Source organism: Streptomyces cyaneofuscatus, assembly GCF_000718135.1.
Taxonomy (GTDB): domain Bacteria; phylum Actinomycetota; class Actinomycetes; order Streptomycetales; family Streptomycetaceae; genus Streptomyces; species Streptomyces cyaneofuscatus.
Map to the genome: position 1 here is coordinate 314,562 of NZ_JOEM01000002.1, position 20,244 is coordinate 334,805.

Here is a 20,244-nt window from a genome sequence, read left to right on the forward strand (position 1 = left end):
CGCCGCAGCGCGGACGAAAGCTGCGCGTAGCCGCCCCGTAACACACCTGCGGTCGAATGCCTGCGGACTGGAAGGCTCCAGTCGACGGTCGGCGAGGGCGACGATGACGGTGCATCAGCATGCGGTGGATGTAGGCACGTTCGCGCAATACCTACGGGAGATGACGGCACGGCTCGACCCCGGACGCGGGTGGTACGGGGTCTTCACCCGGCGCGATCCGCAGGGCATGCGGTCCTGTCTCGACGGGGTGGAGATCCCGCCCTGGGACGTCGTGGAGTCCCTGCTCGCCGATCTGGCCGAGGTCCACGGCGCGTACTTCGCCGAGCAGGTCTCGGTACGGGCCGCCGCGCTGTACTCCGCCTCAGCGGCCGCCCACGACCGGCGGCCCGGCGGACGCCAGGAGCTCGTCCACCGGCTGGAGTTGATGATCCGCGAGCAGGGCCGGGCGGCCGAGCGGCTGCGCACGGCCGGGGCGGGCGGTGTGGACCCGGCCGACCCGGAGGCGGTGGCCTGGGCCCACGACGACCACCGGCGCGCCTCGGCCCGGTGCGCGGAGCTGCGCAAGCGGCTGGCGGCGGTGACGGTTCCGCACCCGCGCGCCGGGGCGGGCCCGGAGCGGGTACCGGGGCCCGCGCCGGAGCGGGAGGTGGCGCCGGAGCCCGTACCGAACCCTGTGCCGGAGTCCGCGCCTGCGTCGGGCGGCGGTGAAGCGCCGGGGTGGTCCCGGTCCCGCAGACCCGCCGCCGGTCCCGCCCTTGAGCCCGCGCCCCGGCGCAAGAAGCCGCGCGGCGCCCGGTTCGCCGGTCTCGACGTGGACGACGAGGAGGCGACCGCGTACGCCCCCTCGCCCGTTCCCGCCCTGCCCGCACCCCCGTCGGAGGGCGGCTCCGCCCCGCGCGGCGCCCGGTTCGGCGGTGGGCCTGCGGAGGCGGCGGCGGAGGAGGCCCCCGGCCCCGCCGCTCTGCCGGACCCGGGCGCCGGAGAGGCCGTGGCCGCCGCCGTCGGGCGGCTCGTCCGGCTGCGGGCCGAGGGGCGCAGCGGCGAGGCCCATGTCGTGCTCTGCGAGGTGGCGGCCTGGCCCGCGCCCCGGCTGCCGGTGCTGGCGGTCGCCCTGTACCGGGCCGGCCTGGCCGCCGACTGGACGACCCTGCTCTGGGAGGCGTCCTCGCTGCCGCCCGCCGGGTTCGCCGCGGCGGCGGGGGCGCTGGCCGCGGCGGGCCGGGACGAGGACTGCGGGCTGCTGCTCCGGCAGGGGGTGGCCAGGCCCGCCGCCGAGGTCGCCGAGGCGGTCCTCGCCCTGGACGGCGCGGGCCGCGAGGGCGAGGCGCGGGCGCTGCTCGGCGCCTTCGTCCGCGTACGTACGCCGCAGGAGGCGGCCGAACTCGCGGGCGGCGGCGGGGACCGCGTCCTGCCGCACCTGCTGGCGGCGGCCCGCGAGGTGTCGGTGGAGCGGGAGTGGGACCTGATCCACGCGCTGCGGGTGGCGGGGGTACCGGGGGTGTGAAGCGGCTTCCGAGCCCTCCCCGGCCGGTCAGGGCTCAGAGCACCTCGGAGGTCGTCCGCCGATAGGTCGAGCGCCGGTCCTCGATGGCCGCCCAGCGGTCCCCGTACACCGCCTCGCGCACCCCCTCATCCCGCAGGAAGTCGTGCGGGAAGCCCAGCGGGACCCTGCTCAGCGTGTCCAGCCGGTCCACGGCGTCCACGTCCAGCTCCACGTTCAGGCAGCCGAGGGCGTCGGTGAGCTGGTCCGGGGTGGACGGGCCGAGGATCGGGACGATGTTGCCCGGGCGGCCGCGCAGCCAGGCGAGCGCCACCGCGGCCGGGCTCCAGCCGCCCTCCCGGGCGATCTCCACCACGGCCCGCACGGTCTCCCGCGCGCGCAGCTCCGCCTCGTCCGCCGCGCCCACCGCGGCCTCCTCCTGGCGGCCGGTCAGGCGGCCCCGGGCGAGCGGACTCCAGGCGAACACGGCCTGGTCGAACGCGCGGGCCTGCGGGAGCAGTTCACGCTCCGGGGTGCGCTCCAGCAGGCTGTAGCGCAGCTGCGAACCGGTGAACGGAGTCCAGCCGCGGAGCTCGGCGACCGTACTGGCCTGGGCGATCTCCCAGGCGGGCCAGTCGGACACTCCCACGTACAGCACCTTGCCGCTCCGGACCAGATCGTCGAGGGCGCGCATGACCTCCTCGACCGGGGTGAAGTTGTCCCGGGCGTGCACCCAGAGGACATCCAGCCGGTCCGTGCGCAGCCGCCGCAGGCTCGCCTCCACGGACTGCACCAGGTTCTTGCGGTGGTTGCCCCCGGAGTTGACGTCGCCCGGCCGGGTCGCACAGGTGTACTTGCTGGCGAGGACGAGCGCGTCGCGGCGGTCGCCCAGCAGCTCGCCCAGGACCGTCTCGGAGGTGCCGCCCGCGTACACGTCCGCCGTGTCCAGGAAGTTCCCGCCCGCCTTCAGGTAGGCATCGAGGATCTGTCCGGAGGTCTCGCGTACGGCCGCGTGGCCGGATTCGTGCCGGCCCAGGGTCATGGCGCCGAGCGCGAGCTCGCTGACGCGCAGACCGGTCCTGCCGAAGAGTGTGCAGCGCATGAAGGATCCTTTTCGTTCGACCGATGCCGGGTGACGCCCGGAGGTGCCCGGAGAAGCCCGGGGACGCCAGAAGGCTATGAGCTGGAGCGCACTTCAGGGCAACCTCTCGCGGCTCTTCACGGACGTGCCGCGCGTGCGCGGAGTGATGCGTACCGTGACTGTTGTGGACCGCTCGGGTGCGAAACATGATCGACTCAGCCGGTTCACGGCGATGGTCTTGCCCCGCCGGACGGAGGGGCTTACGTTCTCCATCCATGCACCGATCTACGTGCGTAGAAAACGCGTAGAGGCTCTCTGACGCCGCGTCGAAGGAGCAGCTCATGTCCCACGTCGTACGCGCCGCACTCGTCCAGGCGACCTGGACCGGCGACACCGAATCCATGATCGCCAAGCATGAGGACCATGCGCGCGAGGCCGCCCGGCAGGGGGCGAAGATCATCGGCTTCCAGGAGGTGTTCAACGCCCCCTACTTCTGCCAGGTCCAGGACCCCGAGCACTACCGCTGGGCCGAGCCGGTCCCGGACGGGCCGACCGTCCGCCGGATGCAGGACCTCGCCCGCGAGACCGGCATGGTGATCGTCGTCCCGGTCTTCGAGGTCGAGCAGTCCGGCTTCTACTACAACACCGCTGCCGTGATCGACGCCGACGGCTCGTACCTCGGCAAGTACCGCAAGCACCACATCCCGCAGGTCAAGGGGTTCTGGGAGAAGTACTACTTCAAGCCCGGGAACGCCGGCTGGCCCGTCTTCGACACCGCCGTCGGCAAGGTCGGCGTCTACATCTGCTACGACCGGCACTTCCCCGAGGGGTGGCGTCAACTCGGACTCAGCGGAGCTCAGTTGGTCTACAACCCGTCGGCCACCTCGCGCGGCCTCTCCGGCTACCTCTGGCAGCTGGAGCAGCCCGCGTCCGCCGTCGCCAACGAGTACTTCGTCGCCGCGATCAACCGGGTCGGCCAGGAGGAGTACGGCGACAACGACTTCTACGGCACCAGCTACTTCGTCGATCCGCGCGGCCAGTTCGTCGGGGAGGTGGCCAGCGACAAGGAGGAGGAACTCGTCGTCCGCGACCTGGACTTCGGCCTGATCGACGAGGTCCGCCAGCAGTGGGCCTTCTACCGGGACCGCAGGCCCGACGCCTACGACGGGCTGGTGGAGCCGTGAGCGGACTGTACGAACGCCACCTCGCCGTCAGCCCCGAGTGGCTGGCCCTCTACTACCGCCACCCCATCGAACTCACGCATGGCGAGGGCCGGTACGTCTGGGACGCCGACGGCAACCGCTACCTCGACTTCTTCGGCGGCATCCTCACCACCATGACCGCCCACGCCCTGCCCGAGGTCACCAAGGCGATCTCCGAGCAGGCCGGGCGGATCATCCACTCCTCCACGCTCTACCTCAACCGCCCCATGGTGGAGCTGGCCGAGCGGATCGCCACCCTCTCCGGCATCCCGGACGCCCGGGTCTTCTTCACCACCTCGGGCACCGAGGCGAACGACACCGCGCTGCTGCTCGCCACCGCGTACCGCAGGTCCAACCAGATCCTCGCGATGCGCAACAGCTACCACGGCCGCTCCTTCTCCGCCGTTTCCATCACCGGCAACCACGCCTGGTCGCCCACGACCCTCTCCCCGCTCCAGACGTTGTACGTCCACGGGGGCGTCCGATCCCGTGGCCCGTACGCGGATTTGAGCGACGACCGGTTCATCCGGGCGTGCGTCGCCGATCTGGAGGACCTCCTCGGGCACACCCGGGAGGCCGCGGCGCTGATCGCGGAACCCATCCAGGGCGTCGGCGGCTTCACCTCGCCGCCCGACGGGCTGTTCGCCGCGTTCCGCCAAGTCCTGGACCGGCACGGCATCCTGTGGATCTCCGACGAGGTGCAGACCGGCTGGGGCCGTACCGGTGAGCACTTCTGGGGCTGGCAGGCGCACGCCGAGCACGGCCCGCCGGACATCCTCACCTTCGCCAAGGGCATCGGCAACGGCATGTCCATCGGCGGGGTCGTCGCCCGCGCGGAGGTGATGAACTGCCTGGACGCCAACTCCATCTCCACGTTCGGCGGTTCACCCGTCACCATGGCGGCCGGCCTCGCCAACCTCTCGTACCACCTGGAACACGACCTCCAGGGCAACGCGCGGCGCGTGGGCGGGCTCCTCATCGAGCGGCTGCGGGGGATCGCGGCCGCATCCGACGCCGTACGCGAAGTGCGCGGCCGGGGCCTGATGATCGGCATCGAGCTGGTGAAGCCCGGCACGGACGAGGCGAACCCGGAGGCCGCCGCGGCCGTCCTGGAGGCGGCGCGCGCGGGCGGGCTGCTCATCGGCAAGGGCGGCGGCCACAACACCAGCGTGCTGCGGATCGCCCCGCCCCTGACCCTGACCGTCGCCGAGGCGGAGGAGGGTGCGTCGGTCCTCGCCGACGCCCTGCGCGCGGCCGACTGAACACCGTACGACCGAACAGCGTGCGGGGGCCCGTGTGCAGGGCCCCCGTACCGCCCCAGCGAGGAGGTACCCATGAGCCGTACCGTCATCCGCGGTGGTCTGGTCATCACCGCGTCCGACGAGATCCACGCCGACGTCCTCGTCGAGGGCGGGCGCATCGCCGCACTCGCCGCACACGGCACCGACGCCGCGGAGAGCTGGAGCGCCGACCGCAGCATCGACGCCACGGGGAAGTACGTCATCCCGGGCGGCGTCGACGGCCACACCCACATGGAGATGCCGTTCGGCGGGACGTACGCCGCCGACACCTTCGAGACCGGCACCCGCGCCGCCGCCTGGGGCGGGACCACCACCATCGTGGACTTCGCGATCCAGAGCGTGGGGAAGTCCCTGCGCGAGGGGCTCGACGCCTGGTACGCCAAGGCCGACGGCAACTGCGCCGTCGACTACGCCTTCCACATGATCCTCGCCGACGTGAACCCGTCCTCGCTCAAGGAGATGGACCGCCTGGTCGCCGAAGGCGTCACGTCCTTCAAGCTGTTCATGGCGTATCCGGGCGTCTTCTACTCCGACGACGGCCAGATCCTTCGGGCCATGCAACAGGCCTCCGGCAACGGCGGGTTGATCATGATGCACGCCGAGAACGGCATCGCCATCGACGTCCTGGTCGAGCAGGCGCTCGCCGCCGGCCGCACCGACCCCCGCTACCACGGAGACGTCCGCAAGGTCGCCCTGGAGGCCGAGGCCACCCACCGCGCCATCCAGCTCGCCCGGGTCGCGGGATCGCCTCTCTACGTCGTCCACGTCTCCGCCGACGAGGCCGTGGAGGAGATCGCCGCCGCCCGCCACAAGGGGCTTCCGGTGTTCGGCGAGACCTGTCCGCAGTACCTGTTCCTCTCCACGGACAACCTCGCCGAGCCCGACTTCGAGGGCGCGAAGTACGTCTGCTCCACCCCGCTGCGACCCAAGGAACACCAGGAGACGCTGTGGCGGGGCCTGCGGAACAACGAGCTCCAGGTCGTCTCCACCGACCACTGCCCCTTCTGCTTCTCCGGCCAGAAGGAGATGGGCCGCGGCGACTTCTCCAAGATCCCCAACGGTATGCCGGGCGTCGAGCACCGGATGGACCTGCTGCACCAGGCCGTCGTGGACGGGCACATCACCCGCCGCCGCTGGATCGAGATCGCCTGCGCCTCCCCGGCCCGGATGTTCGGCCTCTACCCGAAGAAGGGCACCATCGCCCCGGGCGCCGACGCGGACATCGTCATCTACGACCCGCACGCCGAGCAGACCCTCTCCGCCGAGACGCACCACATGAACGTCGACTACTCGGCGTACGAGGGCAAACGGATCACCGGCCAGGTCGAGACCGTGCTCTCCCGCGGCGAACTCGTCATCGACGGACGGAAGTTCACCGGCCGCGCCGGACACGGCATGTACACCCCGCGTGCCACCAGTCAGTACCTCGACTAGGAGATCCCGCATGGACTTCGGACTCGTCCTCCAGACCGACCCGCCCGCCTCCGCCGTCGTCGGCCTGATGCGCCGCGCCGAGCGGAACGGCTTCCGGTACGGCTGGACCTTCGACTCGGCGGTGCTCTGGCAGGAGCCGTTCGTCATCTACAGCCGCATCCTGGAGCACACCGACCGGATGACCGTCGGCCCGATGGTCACCAACCCCGGCACCCGCACCTGGGAGGTCACCGCCTCCACCTTCGCCACCCTCAACGACATGTACGGCAACCGCACGGTCTGCGGGATCGGGCGCGGCGACTCCGCGATGCGGGTCGCGGGCCGCAAGCCCAACACGCTGGCCCGGCTGGGGGAGGCCATCGACGTCATCCGGGACCTCGCCGAGGGCCGGGAGGCCACGGTCGACGGGCAGCCGGTGCAGATCCCGTGGGTGAAGGACGGGCGGCTGCCGGTCTGGATGGCGGCGTACGGGCCCAAGGCCCTCGCCCTGGCCGGCCAGAAGGCGGACGGCTTCATCCTCCAGCTCGCCGACCCGTTCCTCAGCGAGTGGATGATCAAGGCGGTACGGGACGCGGCGTCCGACGCCGGCCGGGACCCGGACTCCGTCACCATCTGCGTCGCCGCCCCCGCCTATGTCGGCGACGACCTCGACCACGCCCGCGAGCAGTGCCGCTGGTTCGGCGGGATGGTCGGCAACCACGTCGCCGACCTGGTCGCCCGCTACGGCGAACACTCGGGGATGGTGCCGGACGAGCTGACCGCGTACATCGCGGGCCGCTCCGGTTACGACTACAGCCACCACGGGCGCACCGGCAACCCGGACACCGCCTTCGTCCCGGACGAGATCGTCGACCGGTTCTGTCTGCTGGGGCCGGCCGAGGCGCATATCGAGAAGCTCCGGGCGCTACGGGACATGGGCGTCGACCAGTTCGCCGTCTACAACATGCACGACGCCCGCGAGGCGACCATCGACGCGTACGGTTCCACGATCATCCCCGCGCTGAACGCCTGAGGACCACACCTCTTCAGGAGCCCCGCCCGCACCGCCCCGCACGGCACCGCTCCCGAGCGAAGGGCTCAGCCGCCATGACCGCCACCGTCCCGCCCACCCCACCCACGCCACCCCCGTCCCCGCACGACGCGATACCTGGCGAGGCCGCCACCGCCGCGTCCGACCGCGTCGAACTCGCCCACGGATACGCCCCCGACGACGCCCGCTTCGCCAACGACGACCTGCTGCCCGTCCCCGTGGAGCGGCGCACCTGGACGACGTACAACTTCGCGGCCCTGTGGATCGGGATGGCCCACAACATCCCGTCCTGGCTGCTCGCCTCCGGTCTGGTGGCGCTCGGCATGGACTGGAAACAGGCCGTGTTCACCATCGCGCTCGCCAATGTGATCGTGCTGGCCCCGATGCTGCTCACCGGGCACGCCGGACCCAAGTACGGCATCCCTTTCCCGGTCCTGGCCCGCGCCTCCTTCGGCCTGCGCGGCGCCAACCTGCCCGCTCTGATCCGGGCCGCCGTCGCCTGTGCCTGGTTCGGCATCCAGACCTGGATCGGCGGCGTCGGGATCTTCACCCTGCTCGGCAAGGTCTTCGGGGGCTGGGCGAACGCCGGGGAGATCGGCGGGCAGCCGTGGACGCTCTGGCTCTGCTTTACGTTCTTCTGGGCGCTCGAACTGGCCATCATCTACCGGGGGATGGACGCCCTGCGCCGGTTCGAGAACTGGGCGGCGCCCTTCGTCCTGGTCGGGGCCGTCGCGCTGCTGGTGTGGGTCGCGGCGAAGGCGGGTGGCTTCGGCCCGCTGCTGGACCAGCCGTCCGCGCTCGGCTGGGGCGCCGACTTCTGGCCGGTATTCTTCCCGTCGCTGATGGGCATGATCGCCTTCTGGGCGACGCTCTCCCTCAACATCCCCGACTTCACCCGCTTTGGCGCGGGCCAACGTGCCCAGATCTGGGGCCAGTCGCTCGGTCTGCCGACCACGATGACGTTCTTCGCCCTGCTGTCGGTCTTCGTCACCTCCGGCTCCCAGGCGGTGTACGGGGTCGCCATCTGGGACCCGGTCCAGCTCGTCGCCCGCACGGACAACGTCTTCGGGCTCCTCTTCGGCCTGGTCACCGTGCTGATCGCGACGATCTCCGTGAACATCGCGGCGAACGTGGTCTCACCGGCGTACGACCTGGCCAACCTCGCGCCGAGGTTCATCAGCTTCAAGGGCGGGGCGCTGATCACGGGCGTGGTCGGGGTCGTCATCATGCCGTGGAAGCTCACGGAGACGCCCGAGCTGTACATCTTCACCTGGCTGGGGCTGGTCGGCGGGCTGCTCGGTACGGTGGCGGGCATCCTGATCGCCGACTACTGGATCGTCCGCCGCACGGTCCTGGACCTGGCCGACCTCTACCGGCCCGGCGGCCGCTACTGGTACCGGGGCGGCTGGAACTGGCGGGCGGTTGCGGCCTTCGCGGTGGGCGGTGTCCTGGCGGTGGGCGGCTCCCACTCGGCTCCCGGGAAGGGGCCCTTCCCGGCCGACGGGCTGATTCCGTTCCTCAAGCCGCTCGCCGACTACGGCTGGGCGGTCGGGCTCGCCTCTTCGCTGCTGCTGTACGTGGCGCTGACCGGGCGGGAGCGTCGGGCCGGGGAGTGAGCGAGTGACGGCCCGTCAGGCCCGGTCGGTGGCCGCTCCTTTCGGGAAGCCATCGGCCGGGCCTGCGGCGGGTGCTCCGCTAGCCGGCGAGAGCGAAGGACTGAGCCGTGGAGCCGTCGCACGTGCGCTGCACGAGCGCGGTGGACGGGGCGCCGCCGCCGGCGGGCAGGCTCAGGCACTTGCCGCTGTGCCGGGCCGTGAAGTGGTAGCGCCCCGACGCCTCCCGGACCGGCTTCCACTGCTGGTTGGCGCCCCCGCTGTACATCCAGAGCTGGAGCGGGGCGTTGTCGGCCGTCGACACCCCCGTCACGTCCACCGCCTTCGCGGGGTCGTTGCGGGCGGCGATGCGGGTGAAGCCGCCGTCGGTCGGCTGGAACCGGAACTGCTGGGCCGTGGTGCCGTTGCACGCGTACTGCTGGACCACCGTCCCGTTGGCCGTGGCGGCCGCACGGGTGTCGGCGCAGCGGCCGTTGGCGGCGTTCGTCAGGCTGTACCAGGCGGTCGGCGGGATCGGGTCGTCGGGGCCGGGGTTGCCGGTCGAGCCGGTGCCGAGCCAGGTGAGGCCGTCGAGCAGGAAGGTGTTCTGGGTGGCGGAGGCGAAGGTGGACGACAACGGGGTGTTCGTGGCGTAGTTCATCGCGTTGTGGCCGAAGTTGGCGTACAGCATGCGGTAGTTCTTGTTCGTCCACACGATGGGGTAATCACCGCTGTACCAGCTCTGGTTGGGGTCGGTGCCCAGGGGAAAGCTCACCGGGTCCACCGAGACCAGCACATCGATGTCCGGGTTGGTCCGCAGGTTGCGGCTCCAGCTGTACCACTCGCTCACCGACGAGGTGAACGTACCCGGAAGGTGGCCCGTCGACGGGTGGGTGCGGTGGTCGGTGTGCAGGGTCGCGGTGGTGGGGCCCCAGGTGTTGGTGGCGAAGTTCCCGCTGCCCAGGAACTGGTTGTGGTACCAGGGCCAGTTCTGGGCGCTGGTCGTGAACGCGGCCACATGGAAGCCCATCCAGGCCCCGCCGCCCCTCATGTACGCCTCGAAGCCGCTGCGTTGGGCGGCGGACTGCGGGGCGTCGTCCAGGAAGAGGACCACCTGGTACTGGGTCAGGGCCGCGCTGTCGGTCAGCAGGTTCCAGTTGTTGGTGGAGGTGTACGTGAAGCCGTGCTCGGCGCCCGCCCTTGGGAACCACTCGTTGGCTTCCTTCACGAAACTGATGTGGGCCGCGTCCCAGGTGCCGTTGTAGAACGCGATGACCTTGAACGCCGGTGCCGATGCGGGAGCTTGAGGAGGAGCCGCTCCGGCCGGTGAGGTGAGGAGCGTGAGGAGCAGGGCCAGCAGCGCGAGCAGGGACAGGCCGGCGCGCGGGCGGCCGTGGGGGGCCTGAGGCATGGGTGTGATCCTTTGTTCGTCCATGTGGCGGACGTTCTCCCATGTGATTAAGAAGTGAACGGAACAAGGTGTCAAGGCTTTGGTCCGGACCAGTTCCGGTGCGAGGTCGGGGTGGTGCCCGTGCGGCCTGTGGCTAGCTCTAAAGGCTTGAGGTGCAAGGGAGTTGACGCAGGACGCCCCTGGCCGGCCCGGATTCACCTTCCGTACGCGCAGTCTTGACGTGTCCACGGAACGGGCCTAACTTCACGGCCTGAAGTAAGCCCACCCCCCGCCCCCGGAGACACATATGAGAATGCCCGGCCCCTTCGCGCACCGCGGACCGCGCCGCGACGGACACAGACCCCGGCGCCTCGCCGTCCCGCTGCTGGCCCTCGGCGGTCTGGTGGGCTCCCTGCTCACTGCCGTCGCCACGGCCCCCGCCGCCCAGGCCGCCGAACTCCCCACGGGCTGGACCACCGTGACCGCCGCCCACAGTGGCAAGTGCGTGGACGCGGCGGCCGCCGGAACCGCCGACGGCACGGTGGTCCAGCAGTACACGTGCAACGGCAGCAACGCCCAGCAGTGGCAGTTCCGGTCCGTCGGCGGAGGGTACGTCCGGGTCGACAACCGCAATGACGCGGCGAAGAGCTGGGACGTGACCAACGTGTCCACGGCCGACGCCGCGCCCGTACAGCTCTGGTCGTACTCCGGCGGATTCAACCAGCAGTGGCTGCCCGTCGAAGAGCCCGGCGGGGCCTTCCACTTCGTGAACCGCAACAGCGGCAAGTGCCTCGACATCCCGGCCGCCTCCACCGCCGACAGCGCCCGCGTCCAGCAGTACACCTGCAACGGCTCGGCCGCGCAGTCCTTCCGGGTCGGCCCGACCGGCGTACCGAACCCGCCCGGCACCCCCGACCTCGGCCCCAACGTCTCCGTCTTCGACCCCTCCACACCGAGGGCGACCATCCAGAACAAGCTCAACCAGGTCTTCGCCCAGCAGGAGACCAACCAGTTCGGCTCCCAGCGCCAGGCCCTGCTCTTCAAGCCCGGCCGCTACGACGTCGACGCCAACGTCGGCTTCTACACCCAGGTCGCCGGGCTCGGCCTCTCGCCCGACGACGTCACCATCAACGGCGGCGTCCATGTGGAGGCCGACTGGTTCCAGGGCAACGCCACCCACAACTTCTGGCGGTCCGCCGAGAACCTCTCGGTCAATCCGCCCTCAGGAACCGACCGTTGGGCTGTCTCGCAGGCCGCCCCGTACCGCCGTATGCATGTACGAGGCAACCTCCAGCTCGACGACGGCGGCTGGTCCAGCGGCGGGTTCATGGCCGACTCCAAGATCGACGGACAGGTCCGCTCCGGCACCCAGCAGCAGTGGCTCTCCCGCAACAGCCACTGGAACAGCTGGACCGGATCCAACTGGAACATGGTCTTCGTCGGCGACGTCAACGCCCCCGCCAACAGCTTCCCCAACCCGCCCCACACCACGGTCGCCCAGACGCCCGTGAGCCGTGAGAAGCCCTTCCTGTACGTGGACGGGGCCGGCGCCTACCAGGTCTTCGTACCGGCCCTGCGGACCAACACCCAAGGAACCACCTGGGGTTCGGGCACCCCCGCCGGACAGTCCTTGCCCATCAGCCAGTTCTTCATCGTGAAGCCCGGCGCCACCGCGTCCCAGATCAACGCCGCGCTGGCGGAGGGCAAGAACCTGCTCTTCACCCCGGGCGTCTACCGCCTCAACCAGACCATCAACGTCACCCGCGCCGACACCGTCGTCCTCGGCCTGGGACTCGCCACCGTCATCCCCGAGAACGGCATCACCGCCCTCAACGTCGCCGACGTCGACGGCGTCAAGATCGCCGGAATCCTGATCGACGCGGGCACCGTCAACTCCCCGACGCTCATGCAGGTCGGCCAGGCCGGAGCCAGTGCCCGGCACACCGCCAACCCGACTTCACTCCACGACGTCTTCTTCCGCATCGGCGGCGCCGCCGTCGGCAAGGCCACCCAGAGCCTCGTCGTCAACAGCTCCGACGTCATCGGCGACCACCTGTGGCTCTGGCGCGGCGACCACGGCACCGGCATCGGCTGGAACACCAACACCGCCGCCACGGGCCTGGTCGTCAACGGCACCGACGTGACGATGTACGGGCTGTTCGTCGAGCACTACCAGCAGCACCAGGTCATCTGGAACGGCAACGGCGGCCGCACGTACTTCTTCCAGAACGAGATGCCCTACGACCCGCCCAACCAGGCGGCCTGGATGAACGGTTCGACCCGCGGCTACGACGCGTACAAGGTCTCCCCGTCCGTCACCCGCCACGAGGCGTGGGGCCTGGGCAGCTACTGCTTCTTCAACGCCAATCCGTCCGTGGTGGCCGAGCGCGCCTTCGAGGCGCCGAACGCCCCGGGCGTCCGCTTCCACAACATGGTGACCGTCTCGCTCGGCGGTACGGGAACCATCAACCGCGTCATCAACAACTCGGGAGGACCGTCCAACTCCAGTACGAACGTGGCCAACTTGGTGGCCTACCCCTAGGCTCCACCGCTCTGCTGGGCCGCCGCTCAGGTCGGTTTGACGCTGCGGCCCAGCAGAGCCGTCACATCCACCGTGTCGGACGCCGACGGGGTCTCGGCGGGCACCGGACGGTCGAAGCCCGAGAAGCTCACGGTCCCCTCCTCGTCCGCCCCCCGCACGGTGATCCGCACCGGGTACGGTTCGCCCTCGGTGGCGACGTCCACCGTCAGCCGCTCGGTCCCCTGGGTGCGGGTCACCGGGATGACGGGCGCGCCGTTCACCTCGGTCTCCCGGCCCTTCGTCAGCGTGCCGCGCTCGGTGGCGCCGGGGTTGTCCGTGATCAGCTCGCGGAAGGTGTCGAGATCGCACACCTCGGTCACCGTCAGCAGCCGGGGGTCGTCGGCCTTCGCCTTCATGAAGCGGCCGTCGAGGATCGCGTCGAAGGTGGAGCCGCCGATCGGGACATGGGTCTCCCAGAACGCCTTGTCCGGCTTCAGCCAGACATCGTCGGCGCGCTTCACGATCTCCACGGAGCCGTCCTCGCCCATGTCGACGCCGCCCGCGCAGTTGCCCTCACGGTCGAGCGTCAGGTCGACGCTCATCCGGTCGCCGCTCCCGTCGAGATCGCCCCGGGCGCTCAGATGCAGCGACGAGACCCCGAGCAGGGCGTCGCGTGAGCGGTCCGCGATCTGCTCGGCGGTGAGCGAGGCGATGTCGTCGTCAGCCTGCGCGACCGCACCACCCGTCACGGTGAGAGCGACGGCCGCCGCGCCCGCTGCCGCCCGTGCGGCCCAACGGTGTCCGCTCACGTCGCCTCCTCGAAAAGGCCCCGGTCAGGGCGTGCGAACCAGAGTGACCGGCACATTCGAGCGTACGCCGGGAGCGGGGGCGCCGCCCGGCGCGTGTACGGAGAGTGAAGTGCGGCGGTGTTTTCGGCCACGGAGCGTGGGCAGAGCTGCGGCGATCCCACCCGGGATCCCGTACGGACGCACCACGGGCGTCACGTACGCGCAGGCACTTCCACGAAGGAGAACCATGAACCTGTTCACGGGGACGAGGAGCAAGGGTGGCGCGGCCACGGGGGCGCGCTCCCGGTCCGTCCTGCGGACGCTCGCCGTCGTGTCGACGGCGCTCGCGCTGGCGATCCCGGTCACCTCGGCGACCGCGACGCCGGCCGCCGCGCCGACCGCGATCCCGCCGGGCCTGTCCTGTCACACCGGCAAGCACGCCATCGACGAGTACACGGGCTTCGCGCTCTGCCGCAACAACGGGAGCCAGACGCAGACCTTCTGGGTCCACCTGGTCTGCGGCTGGGCACCGGACGTCGACGGCAACCGCGTCACGGTGCGGCCCGGCGAGTCGGACCAGTCCACCGCGCACTGCGGGAAGATCGGCACGGGCATCGGCGAGATCCACGTCCGCCCGTGACGCCGGGGCCGTAGGCCCGTGACACCGTGGCAGCCGGGACGGCCGGAGGGGCCGGCCGGAGTGGCCGCAACGGTTGAGCGTGCCGCCTCCTCTCGTTACCCTCCAGTAAGTACGTGTGGGTAGTGGCCGGGACGACCGGCCGACCCCGCGGCCACGAGGGAGGCGGCACGCCCATGTCCTCAGCGGAGCCCACCGAGCAGACCGGCCCGGCCGTACGGTCGCACCCGGACCACGCCCAGCGCCCCGAGCACGCCCAGCGCCCCGCCCCGGCGCCCGGCCTCGCGGAGAGCGCACGCCGGCTGGCCGACTCCACCACCACCTCCACCGCACTCGTCGCCGACGCCCTCGCCCGGATCGAGGCCGCGCAGCCCACCCTCAACGCCTTCCGCCATCTGCGGGCCGACGCCGCCCTCGCGGAGGCCGCCGAGGCCGACCGCAGTCTGGCTGCGGGGGAGCGGCTGCCGCTGCTCGGCGTCCCGGTCGCGGTCAAGGACGACACCGATGTGGCGGGCCTGCCCACCCACTTCGGCTGCGACGGCGAACGGCCCCCGGCCACCACCGACAGCGAGGCGGTCCGCCGGCTGCGTGCCGCCGGGGCCGTCATCGTCGGCAAGACCAACTCCTGCGAACTGGGCCAGTGGCCGTTCACCGAGGGCCCCGCCTTCGGCGCCACCCGCAACCCCTGGAACACCGCCCACACCCCCGGCGGCTCCTCCGGCGGATCGGCCGCCGCCGTCGCGGCCGGGCTCGTCCCCGCCGCCCTCGGCTCGGACGGCGCCGGCTCCGTCCGCATCCCCGCCGCCTGGACCCACCTCGTCGGCATCAAGCCCCAGCGCGGCCGCGTCTCGGTCCACCCGCACCACGACGCCTTCCAGGGCCTCACCGTCAACGGCCCTCTCGCCCGTACGGTGGCCGACGCGGCGCTCCTGCTGGACGCGGCGGCCGGTGCCCACCCCGACGACTTCCACCGCCCGCCCGCCGTCCGCGCCTCCGACGCCGCCCGCCGGGACCCGGGCCGCCTCCGCATCGCCCTCGCCTGGCGGCCCCCGCTCACCCTCACCGGCGCCGGACCCGACCCCGAGGTACGCCGGGCCGTCGCCGCGCTCGCCGAGACCCTGGCCCGCCTCGGCCACCACGTCGAGGAGGCCCGCCCCCGGTACGGGCTGATCGGCCTCACCTTCGTGCCCCGCGCCACCGCCGGCATCGCCGAATTCGCCGCCCGCCACCCCGAACCGGCCCTCCTCGACCCCCGCACCCGCAGCGCCCTGCGGACCGGGACGCGGCTCGGCGGCCGGGTGGTGCGGGCGGCCCGCGCCCGCGAGGTACGCCAGCACCGCCGGATCGGCGCCCTCTTCGACGCGTACGACGTCCTCCTCACCCCGACGACCGCGGCGCCCCCGCCCCGTATCGGCACCTTCGACGACCTCAGCGCCTGGCGCACCGACGTCACCATGGCCGCCGCCTGCCCCTACGCCTGGCCGTGGAACGTCCTCGGCTGGCCCGGCATCAACGTCCCGGCCGGCTTCACCCGCTCCGGCCTCCCCGTCGGCGCCCAGCTGCTCGGCCCCTCCCGCAGCGAGGAGCGGCTGATCGCCCTGGCCGCCCAGCTGGAGGACGACCTGCGCTGGTACGAGCACCGGCCGCCGATCTCGTAACGCGGAGTGAGGTAGCGCTCACCGGCCCCCGTACGGACTGTGAAGCCGTGCGGGGGCCTTGTGGAGCCACGGGCGGTGACGAGATATCTTGATGTCAAGCAATGTTGCAGACGTGGAGCGGAGCACCCGGTGACTGACTCGACCATCATCTATACGCACACCGACGAGGCCCCTGCCCTGGCGACCTACTCGTTCCTGCCCGTGGTCGAGGCCTACGCCTCGACCGCAGGCGTCACGGTCGAGCGCCGTGACATCTCCCTCGCGGGCCGGATCATCGCCAGTTTCCCGGAGCACCTCAAGGCCGAGCAGCGTATCGATGACGCACTCGCCGAGCTGGGCGAGCTGGCCAGGACCCCCGGCGCGAACATCATCAAGCTGCCGAACATCTCGGCGTCGATCCCGCAGCTCAAGGCCGCGATCGCCGAGCTGCAGGAGCAGGGCTACGCGCTCCCGGACTACCCGGACGACCCGCAGACCGACGCCGACAAGGACGTCCGCGCCCGGTACGACAAGGTCAAGGGCAGCGCCGTGAACCCGGTGCTGCGCGAGGGCAACTCCGACCGCCGCGCCCCCGCGTCCGTCAAGAACTACGCCAAGGCCCACCCGCACCGCATGGGCGCCTGGAGCGCCGACTCGAAGACGAACGTCGCCACCATGGGCGTCGACGACTTCCGTTCCACCGAGAAGTCCGCGGTCATCGCCGAGGACGGCTCGCTCCGGATCGAGCTGCACGGCGACGACGGCACCACCACCGTGCTGCGCGAGTCCGTACCCGTACTCAAGGGCGAGGTCGTCGACGCGGCCGTCATGCGCGTCGCCGCGCTGCGCGAGTTCTTCACCGCGCAGGTCGCCCGCGCCAAGGCGGAGGGCGTGCTGTTCTCCGTGCACCTCAAGGCCACCATGATGAAGGTCTCCGACCCGATCATCTTCGGCCACGCGGTCCGCGCCTTCTTCCCGAACACCTTTGCGAAGTACGGCGAGCAGCTCACCGCCGCCGGCCTCACCCCGAACGACGGCCTGGGCGGCATCCTCAAGGGCCTCGACTCGCTGCCGGGCGTCGGCGCCGAGATCCAGGCGTCCTTCGAGGCCGAGCTCGCCGAGGGCCCCGCCCTCGCGATGGTCGACTCCGACAAGGGCATCACCAACCTGCACGTCCCCAGCGACGTCATCGTCGACGCCTCCATGCCGGCCATGATCCGCACCTCGGGCCACATGTGGGGCCCGGACGGCAACGAGGCCGACACCATCGCCGTCCTCCCGGACAGCAGCTACGCCGGTGTCTACCAGGTCGTCATCGACGACTGCCGCGCCAACGGCGCCTTCGACCCCGCCACCATGGGCTCGGTGCCCAACGTCGGTCTGATGGCGCAGAAGGCCGAGGAGTACGGCAGCCACGACAAGACCTTCGAGATCCCCGCCACCGGCACCGTGCGCGTCGTCGACGCCGACGGCAACGCCGTGCTGGAGCAGGCCGTCGGTGCCGGTGACATCTTCCGGATGTGCCAGACCAAGGACGCGCCGATCCAGGACTGGGTCAAGCTCGCCGTCACCCGCGCCCGCGCCACCGGCAACCCGGCCGTGTTCTGGCTGGACGAGACCCGCGCGCACGACGCCAACCTGATCGCCAAGGTGACGACGTACCTCGCCGACCACGACACGGACGGCCTGGACATCTCCATCAAGTCCCCGGAGGAGGCCACCGCCTTCTCCCTGGAGCGCATCCGCCGCGGCGAGGACACCATCTCCGTCACCGGCAACGTGCTCCGTGACTACCTGACCGACCTCTTCCCGATCCTGGAGCTCGGCACCAGCGCGAAGATGCTCTCCGTCGTCCCGCTGATGAACGGCGGCGGCCTCTTCGAGACCGGCGCCGGCGGCTCGGCCCCCAAGCACGTCCAGCAGCTCGTCAAGGAGAACTACCTCCGCTGGGACAGCCTGGGCGAGTTCCTGGCCCTCGCGGTCAGCTTCGAGCACCTGGCCACCACCACGGACAACGCGCGGGCCCAGGTCCTCGCCGACACCCTGGACCGGGCGACCGGCACGTTCCTCAACGAGGACAAGTCCCCGAGCCGCCGCCTCGGCGGTATCGACAACCGCGGCAGCCACTTCTACCTGGCCCTCTACTGGGCCCAGGAGCTGGCGCAGCAGACCGACGACGCCAAGCTCGCCGAGGCGTTCGCGGCGCTCGCCAAGACGCTGGCCGAGCAGGAGGAGACCATCGTCGCCGAACTGGTCGCGGTGCAGGGCTCCCCGGCCGAGATCGGCGGCTACTACCAGCCCGACCCGGCCAAGGCCGAGGCGATCATGCGCCCGTCCGCCACGTTCAACAAGGCGATCGCGTCCCTCGCCTGACATGAGGTGAGGGCGGCCGCGTCCGCCCTCACTCCGCTCCGCCCCGGTAGGCCCTGTGCCTGTCGGGGCGGTTCGCGTTCCGCCCTTACGCCGGTCCGTCCAGCCGCCGCAGGCGAACCCCTGAGTTTCACGTGATCGGGTGATCGACCAATCCGCCCGCCCCACGGCTCCGAATGACGACCGTGAGGATCACCCGGACAGCCCTGACCCGCGGAACGCTCGCAGCCCTGAGCGGGCTGCTGGCGGGATTCGCCGCACTGACCGTCGCCGAACTCGTCTCGGCCGCCGTCAGGCCCGAGGCGAGCCCCGTGACAGCGGTCGGCGGGGCGGCCATCGACCGTACGCCCGCCGGGGTGAAGGACTTCGCCATCCGGAACTTCGGCGAGAACGACAAGCTCGTCCTGCAACTCGGCATCGTCGTCACGCTCGCCCTCTTCGCCCTCGCCGTCGGCCTGTTGGCGCTGCGCCACCGTCGTACGGGCTCCGCCGCCGTCCTGGCCTTCGGCGTGGTCGGCGCCGCATCGGCCGTCAGTCGCCCCGACTCCACCGGAATCGTCGACGGGCTCCCGTCGCTGGTGGGAGCGGTGGCCGGGGCAGTCCTCCTGTACGTCCTCATCGGCAGGCTCACCCGGCCGCGCCGGGTCCCGGGGGAGGAGGAGCAGGAGAGCGAGGGCGGCTGGGACCGGCGGGGCTTCCTCATCGCCGCCACCGCCGCGGCCGCCGCCTCCACCGTGGCGGGAGCGGTCGGCCGGACACTCAACGGCCGCAGCGCCCAGGACGCCGTCGCCTCCCGTGAGGCGGCACGGCTCCCCGCCCCGGCCTCGCCCGCGAAGCCCATCCCGGCCGGAGCGCAGTTGCGGGTGCCTGGCCTCCCCCCGTTCACCACCCCCAACAGCAAGTTCTACCGGGTGGACACCGCCTTGGTGGTCCCCAAGGTCGACGCCGACTCCTGGCGGCTGCGCATCCACGGCAAGGGCGTACGCCGGGACCTGGAGTTCACCTACCAGGACCTGCTGGACCGGCCACTGATCGAGCGCGAGATCACCCTCTGCTGCGTCTCCAACGAGGTCGGCGGCCCCTACATCGGCCACGCCCGGTGGATCGGCGTACGCCTGGCCGACCTGCTCAAGGAGGCGGGCGTCAAGCCGCCGTCGCGGGGCGGAAAGGCGGACCAGATCATCGCCCGCTCCGTGGACGGCATGACGCTCGGCACCCCCGTCGAGGACGTCATGGACGGCCGGGACGCGATGCTCGCCGTCGGCATGAACGGCGAACCGCTCCCCTTCGTCCACGGGTTCCCCGTCCGCATGCTCGTCCCCGGCCTGTACGGGTACGTCTCGGCCTGCAAGTGGATCGAGGACATCGAGCTCACCACGTTCGACGACTACGACGCGTACTGGGTGAAGCGCAAGTGGGCCCGCAAGGCCCCTATCAAGACCCAGTCCCGGATCGATACCCCCAAGCCCTTCGGGCGCCCCGAGGCCGGCACGGTCATGGTCGCCGGAGTGGCCTGGGCCCAGCACCGCGGGATCGAGAAGGTCGAGATCCGCGTCGACGACGGCCCGTGGCGCCCGGCCCAGCTGGCCGAGCAGGACACCGTCGACACCTGGCGCCAGTGGTCCTACCCCTGGAAGGCCACCCCCGGCGGCCACACCCTCACCGTCCGCGCCACCGACGGCACGGGCGAGGTCCAGACCGAGAAGCGCACCAAGACCGTCCCGGACGGTGCGAGCGGCTGGCACTCGGTGGTGGTCACCGTGGACTGATTTCTCGTCAGC

14 protein-coding genes are annotated in these 20,244 nt (G+C 71.4%); 11 read left to right on the forward strand and 3 right to left on the reverse strand.

What is annotated here, in order from left to right:
- The first annotated feature begins 103 nt into the window (after positions 1–103).
- Positions 104–1,504 (forward strand): hypothetical protein, encoded by a 1,401-nt coding sequence (locus IF17_RS0105275; RefSeq protein ID WP_030562634.1) that lies wholly within the window; start codon positions 104–106, stop codon positions 1,502–1,504.
- A gap of 34 nt (positions 1,505–1,538) precedes the next feature.
- On the opposite strand, the gene IF17_RS0105280 is transcribed toward IF17_RS0105275, so the two are convergent.
- Positions 1,539–2,582, reverse strand: a complete 1,044-nt coding sequence (locus IF17_RS0105280; protein ID WP_030562636.1) for an aldo/keto reductase — start codon at positions 2,580–2,582, stop codon at positions 1,539–1,541.
- A gap of 320 nt (positions 2,583–2,902) precedes the next feature.
- Here IF17_RS0105280 and IF17_RS0105285 point away from each other — a divergent pair, with 320 nt between their 5' ends.
- From IF17_RS0105285 to IF17_RS0105305, 5 genes are all read left to right on the forward strand, one after another.
- The gene (locus tag IF17_RS0105285; protein ID WP_030562638.1) at positions 2,903–3,745 is read left to right on the forward strand and encodes a nitrilase-related carbon-nitrogen hydrolase; all 843 of its coding nucleotides are present in this window, start codon (positions 2,903–2,905) and stop codon (positions 3,743–3,745) included.
- Positions 3,742–5,025: an aspartate aminotransferase family protein gene (locus tag IF17_RS0105290; RefSeq protein WP_030562640.1), complete on the forward strand. Its 1,284-nt coding sequence runs from the start codon at positions 3,742–3,744 to the stop codon at positions 5,023–5,025. The genes IF17_RS0105285 and IF17_RS0105290 overlap by 4 nt, the downstream gene beginning before the upstream one ends.
- 72 nt (positions 5,026–5,097) lie before the next feature.
- Positions 5,098–6,498, forward strand: coding sequence for a dihydropyrimidinase (gene hydA, locus IF17_RS0105295; protein WP_030562642.1), 1,401 nt, complete (start codon positions 5,098–5,100; stop codon positions 6,496–6,498).
- Between the two features lie 10 nt (positions 6,499–6,508).
- Positions 6,509–7,510: a TIGR03842 family LLM class F420-dependent oxidoreductase gene (locus tag IF17_RS0105300; RefSeq protein WP_030562644.1), complete on the forward strand. Its 1,002-nt coding sequence runs from the start codon at positions 6,509–6,511 to the stop codon at positions 7,508–7,510.
- A gap of 74 nt (positions 7,511–7,584) precedes the next feature.
- Entirely contained in the window at positions 7,585–9,144 is a 1,560-nt protein-coding gene (locus IF17_RS0105305) for an NCS1 family nucleobase:cation symporter-1 (protein ID WP_030562646.1), read from the forward strand.
- Positions 9,145–9,223: 79 nt separating this feature from the next.
- Here IF17_RS0105305 and IF17_RS0105310 read toward each other — a convergent pair whose 3' ends face one another.
- Positions 9,224–10,531 carry a ThuA domain-containing protein gene (locus IF17_RS0105310; protein WP_030562648.1) on the reverse strand — a complete coding sequence of 436 codons (1,308 nt, stop codon included), beginning with the start codon at positions 10,529–10,531 and terminating at the stop codon, positions 9,224–9,226.
- 292 nt (positions 10,532–10,823) lie between these two features.
- Here IF17_RS0105310 and IF17_RS0105315 point away from each other — a divergent pair, with 292 nt between their 5' ends.
- Positions 10,824–13,052: an RICIN domain-containing protein gene (locus IF17_RS0105315; RefSeq protein WP_244890413.1), complete on the forward strand. Its 2,229-nt coding sequence runs from the start codon at positions 10,824–10,826 to the stop codon at positions 13,050–13,052.
- A gap of 26 nt (positions 13,053–13,078) precedes the next feature.
- On the opposite strand, the gene IF17_RS0105320 is transcribed toward IF17_RS0105315, so the two are convergent.
- Positions 13,079–13,840: a hypothetical protein gene (locus IF17_RS0105320; protein WP_030562652.1), complete on the reverse strand. Its 762-nt coding sequence runs from the start codon at positions 13,838–13,840 to the stop codon at positions 13,079–13,081.
- 226 nt (positions 13,841–14,066) lie between these two features.
- Between IF17_RS0105320 and IF17_RS0105325 the strand changes: the two genes are divergently transcribed.
- From IF17_RS0105325 to IF17_RS0105340, 4 genes are all read left to right on the forward strand, one after another.
- A complete protein-coding gene (locus tag IF17_RS0105325; protein WP_030562654.1) occupies positions 14,067–14,459 on the forward strand; it encodes a hypothetical protein in 393 nt (130 codons plus the stop codon).
- A 173-nt stretch (positions 14,460–14,632) separates the two neighbouring features.
- The gene (locus IF17_RS0105330) at positions 14,633–16,114 is read left to right on the forward strand and encodes an amidase (protein ID WP_030562656.1); all 1,482 of its coding nucleotides are present in this window, start codon (positions 14,633–14,635) and stop codon (positions 16,112–16,114) included.
- 129 nt (positions 16,115–16,243) lie between these two features.
- On the forward strand, positions 16,244–18,466 hold the full coding sequence (locus IF17_RS0105335; protein ID WP_030562658.1) for an NADP-dependent isocitrate dehydrogenase: 2,223 nt from the start codon (positions 16,244–16,246) through the stop codon (positions 18,464–18,466).
- A gap of 173 nt (positions 18,467–18,639) precedes the next feature.
- Entirely contained in the window at positions 18,640–20,232 is a 1,593-nt protein-coding gene (locus IF17_RS0105340; RefSeq protein WP_030562660.1) for a sulfite oxidase, read from the forward strand.
- The last annotated feature ends 12 nt before the right edge of the window (positions 20,233–20,244 follow it).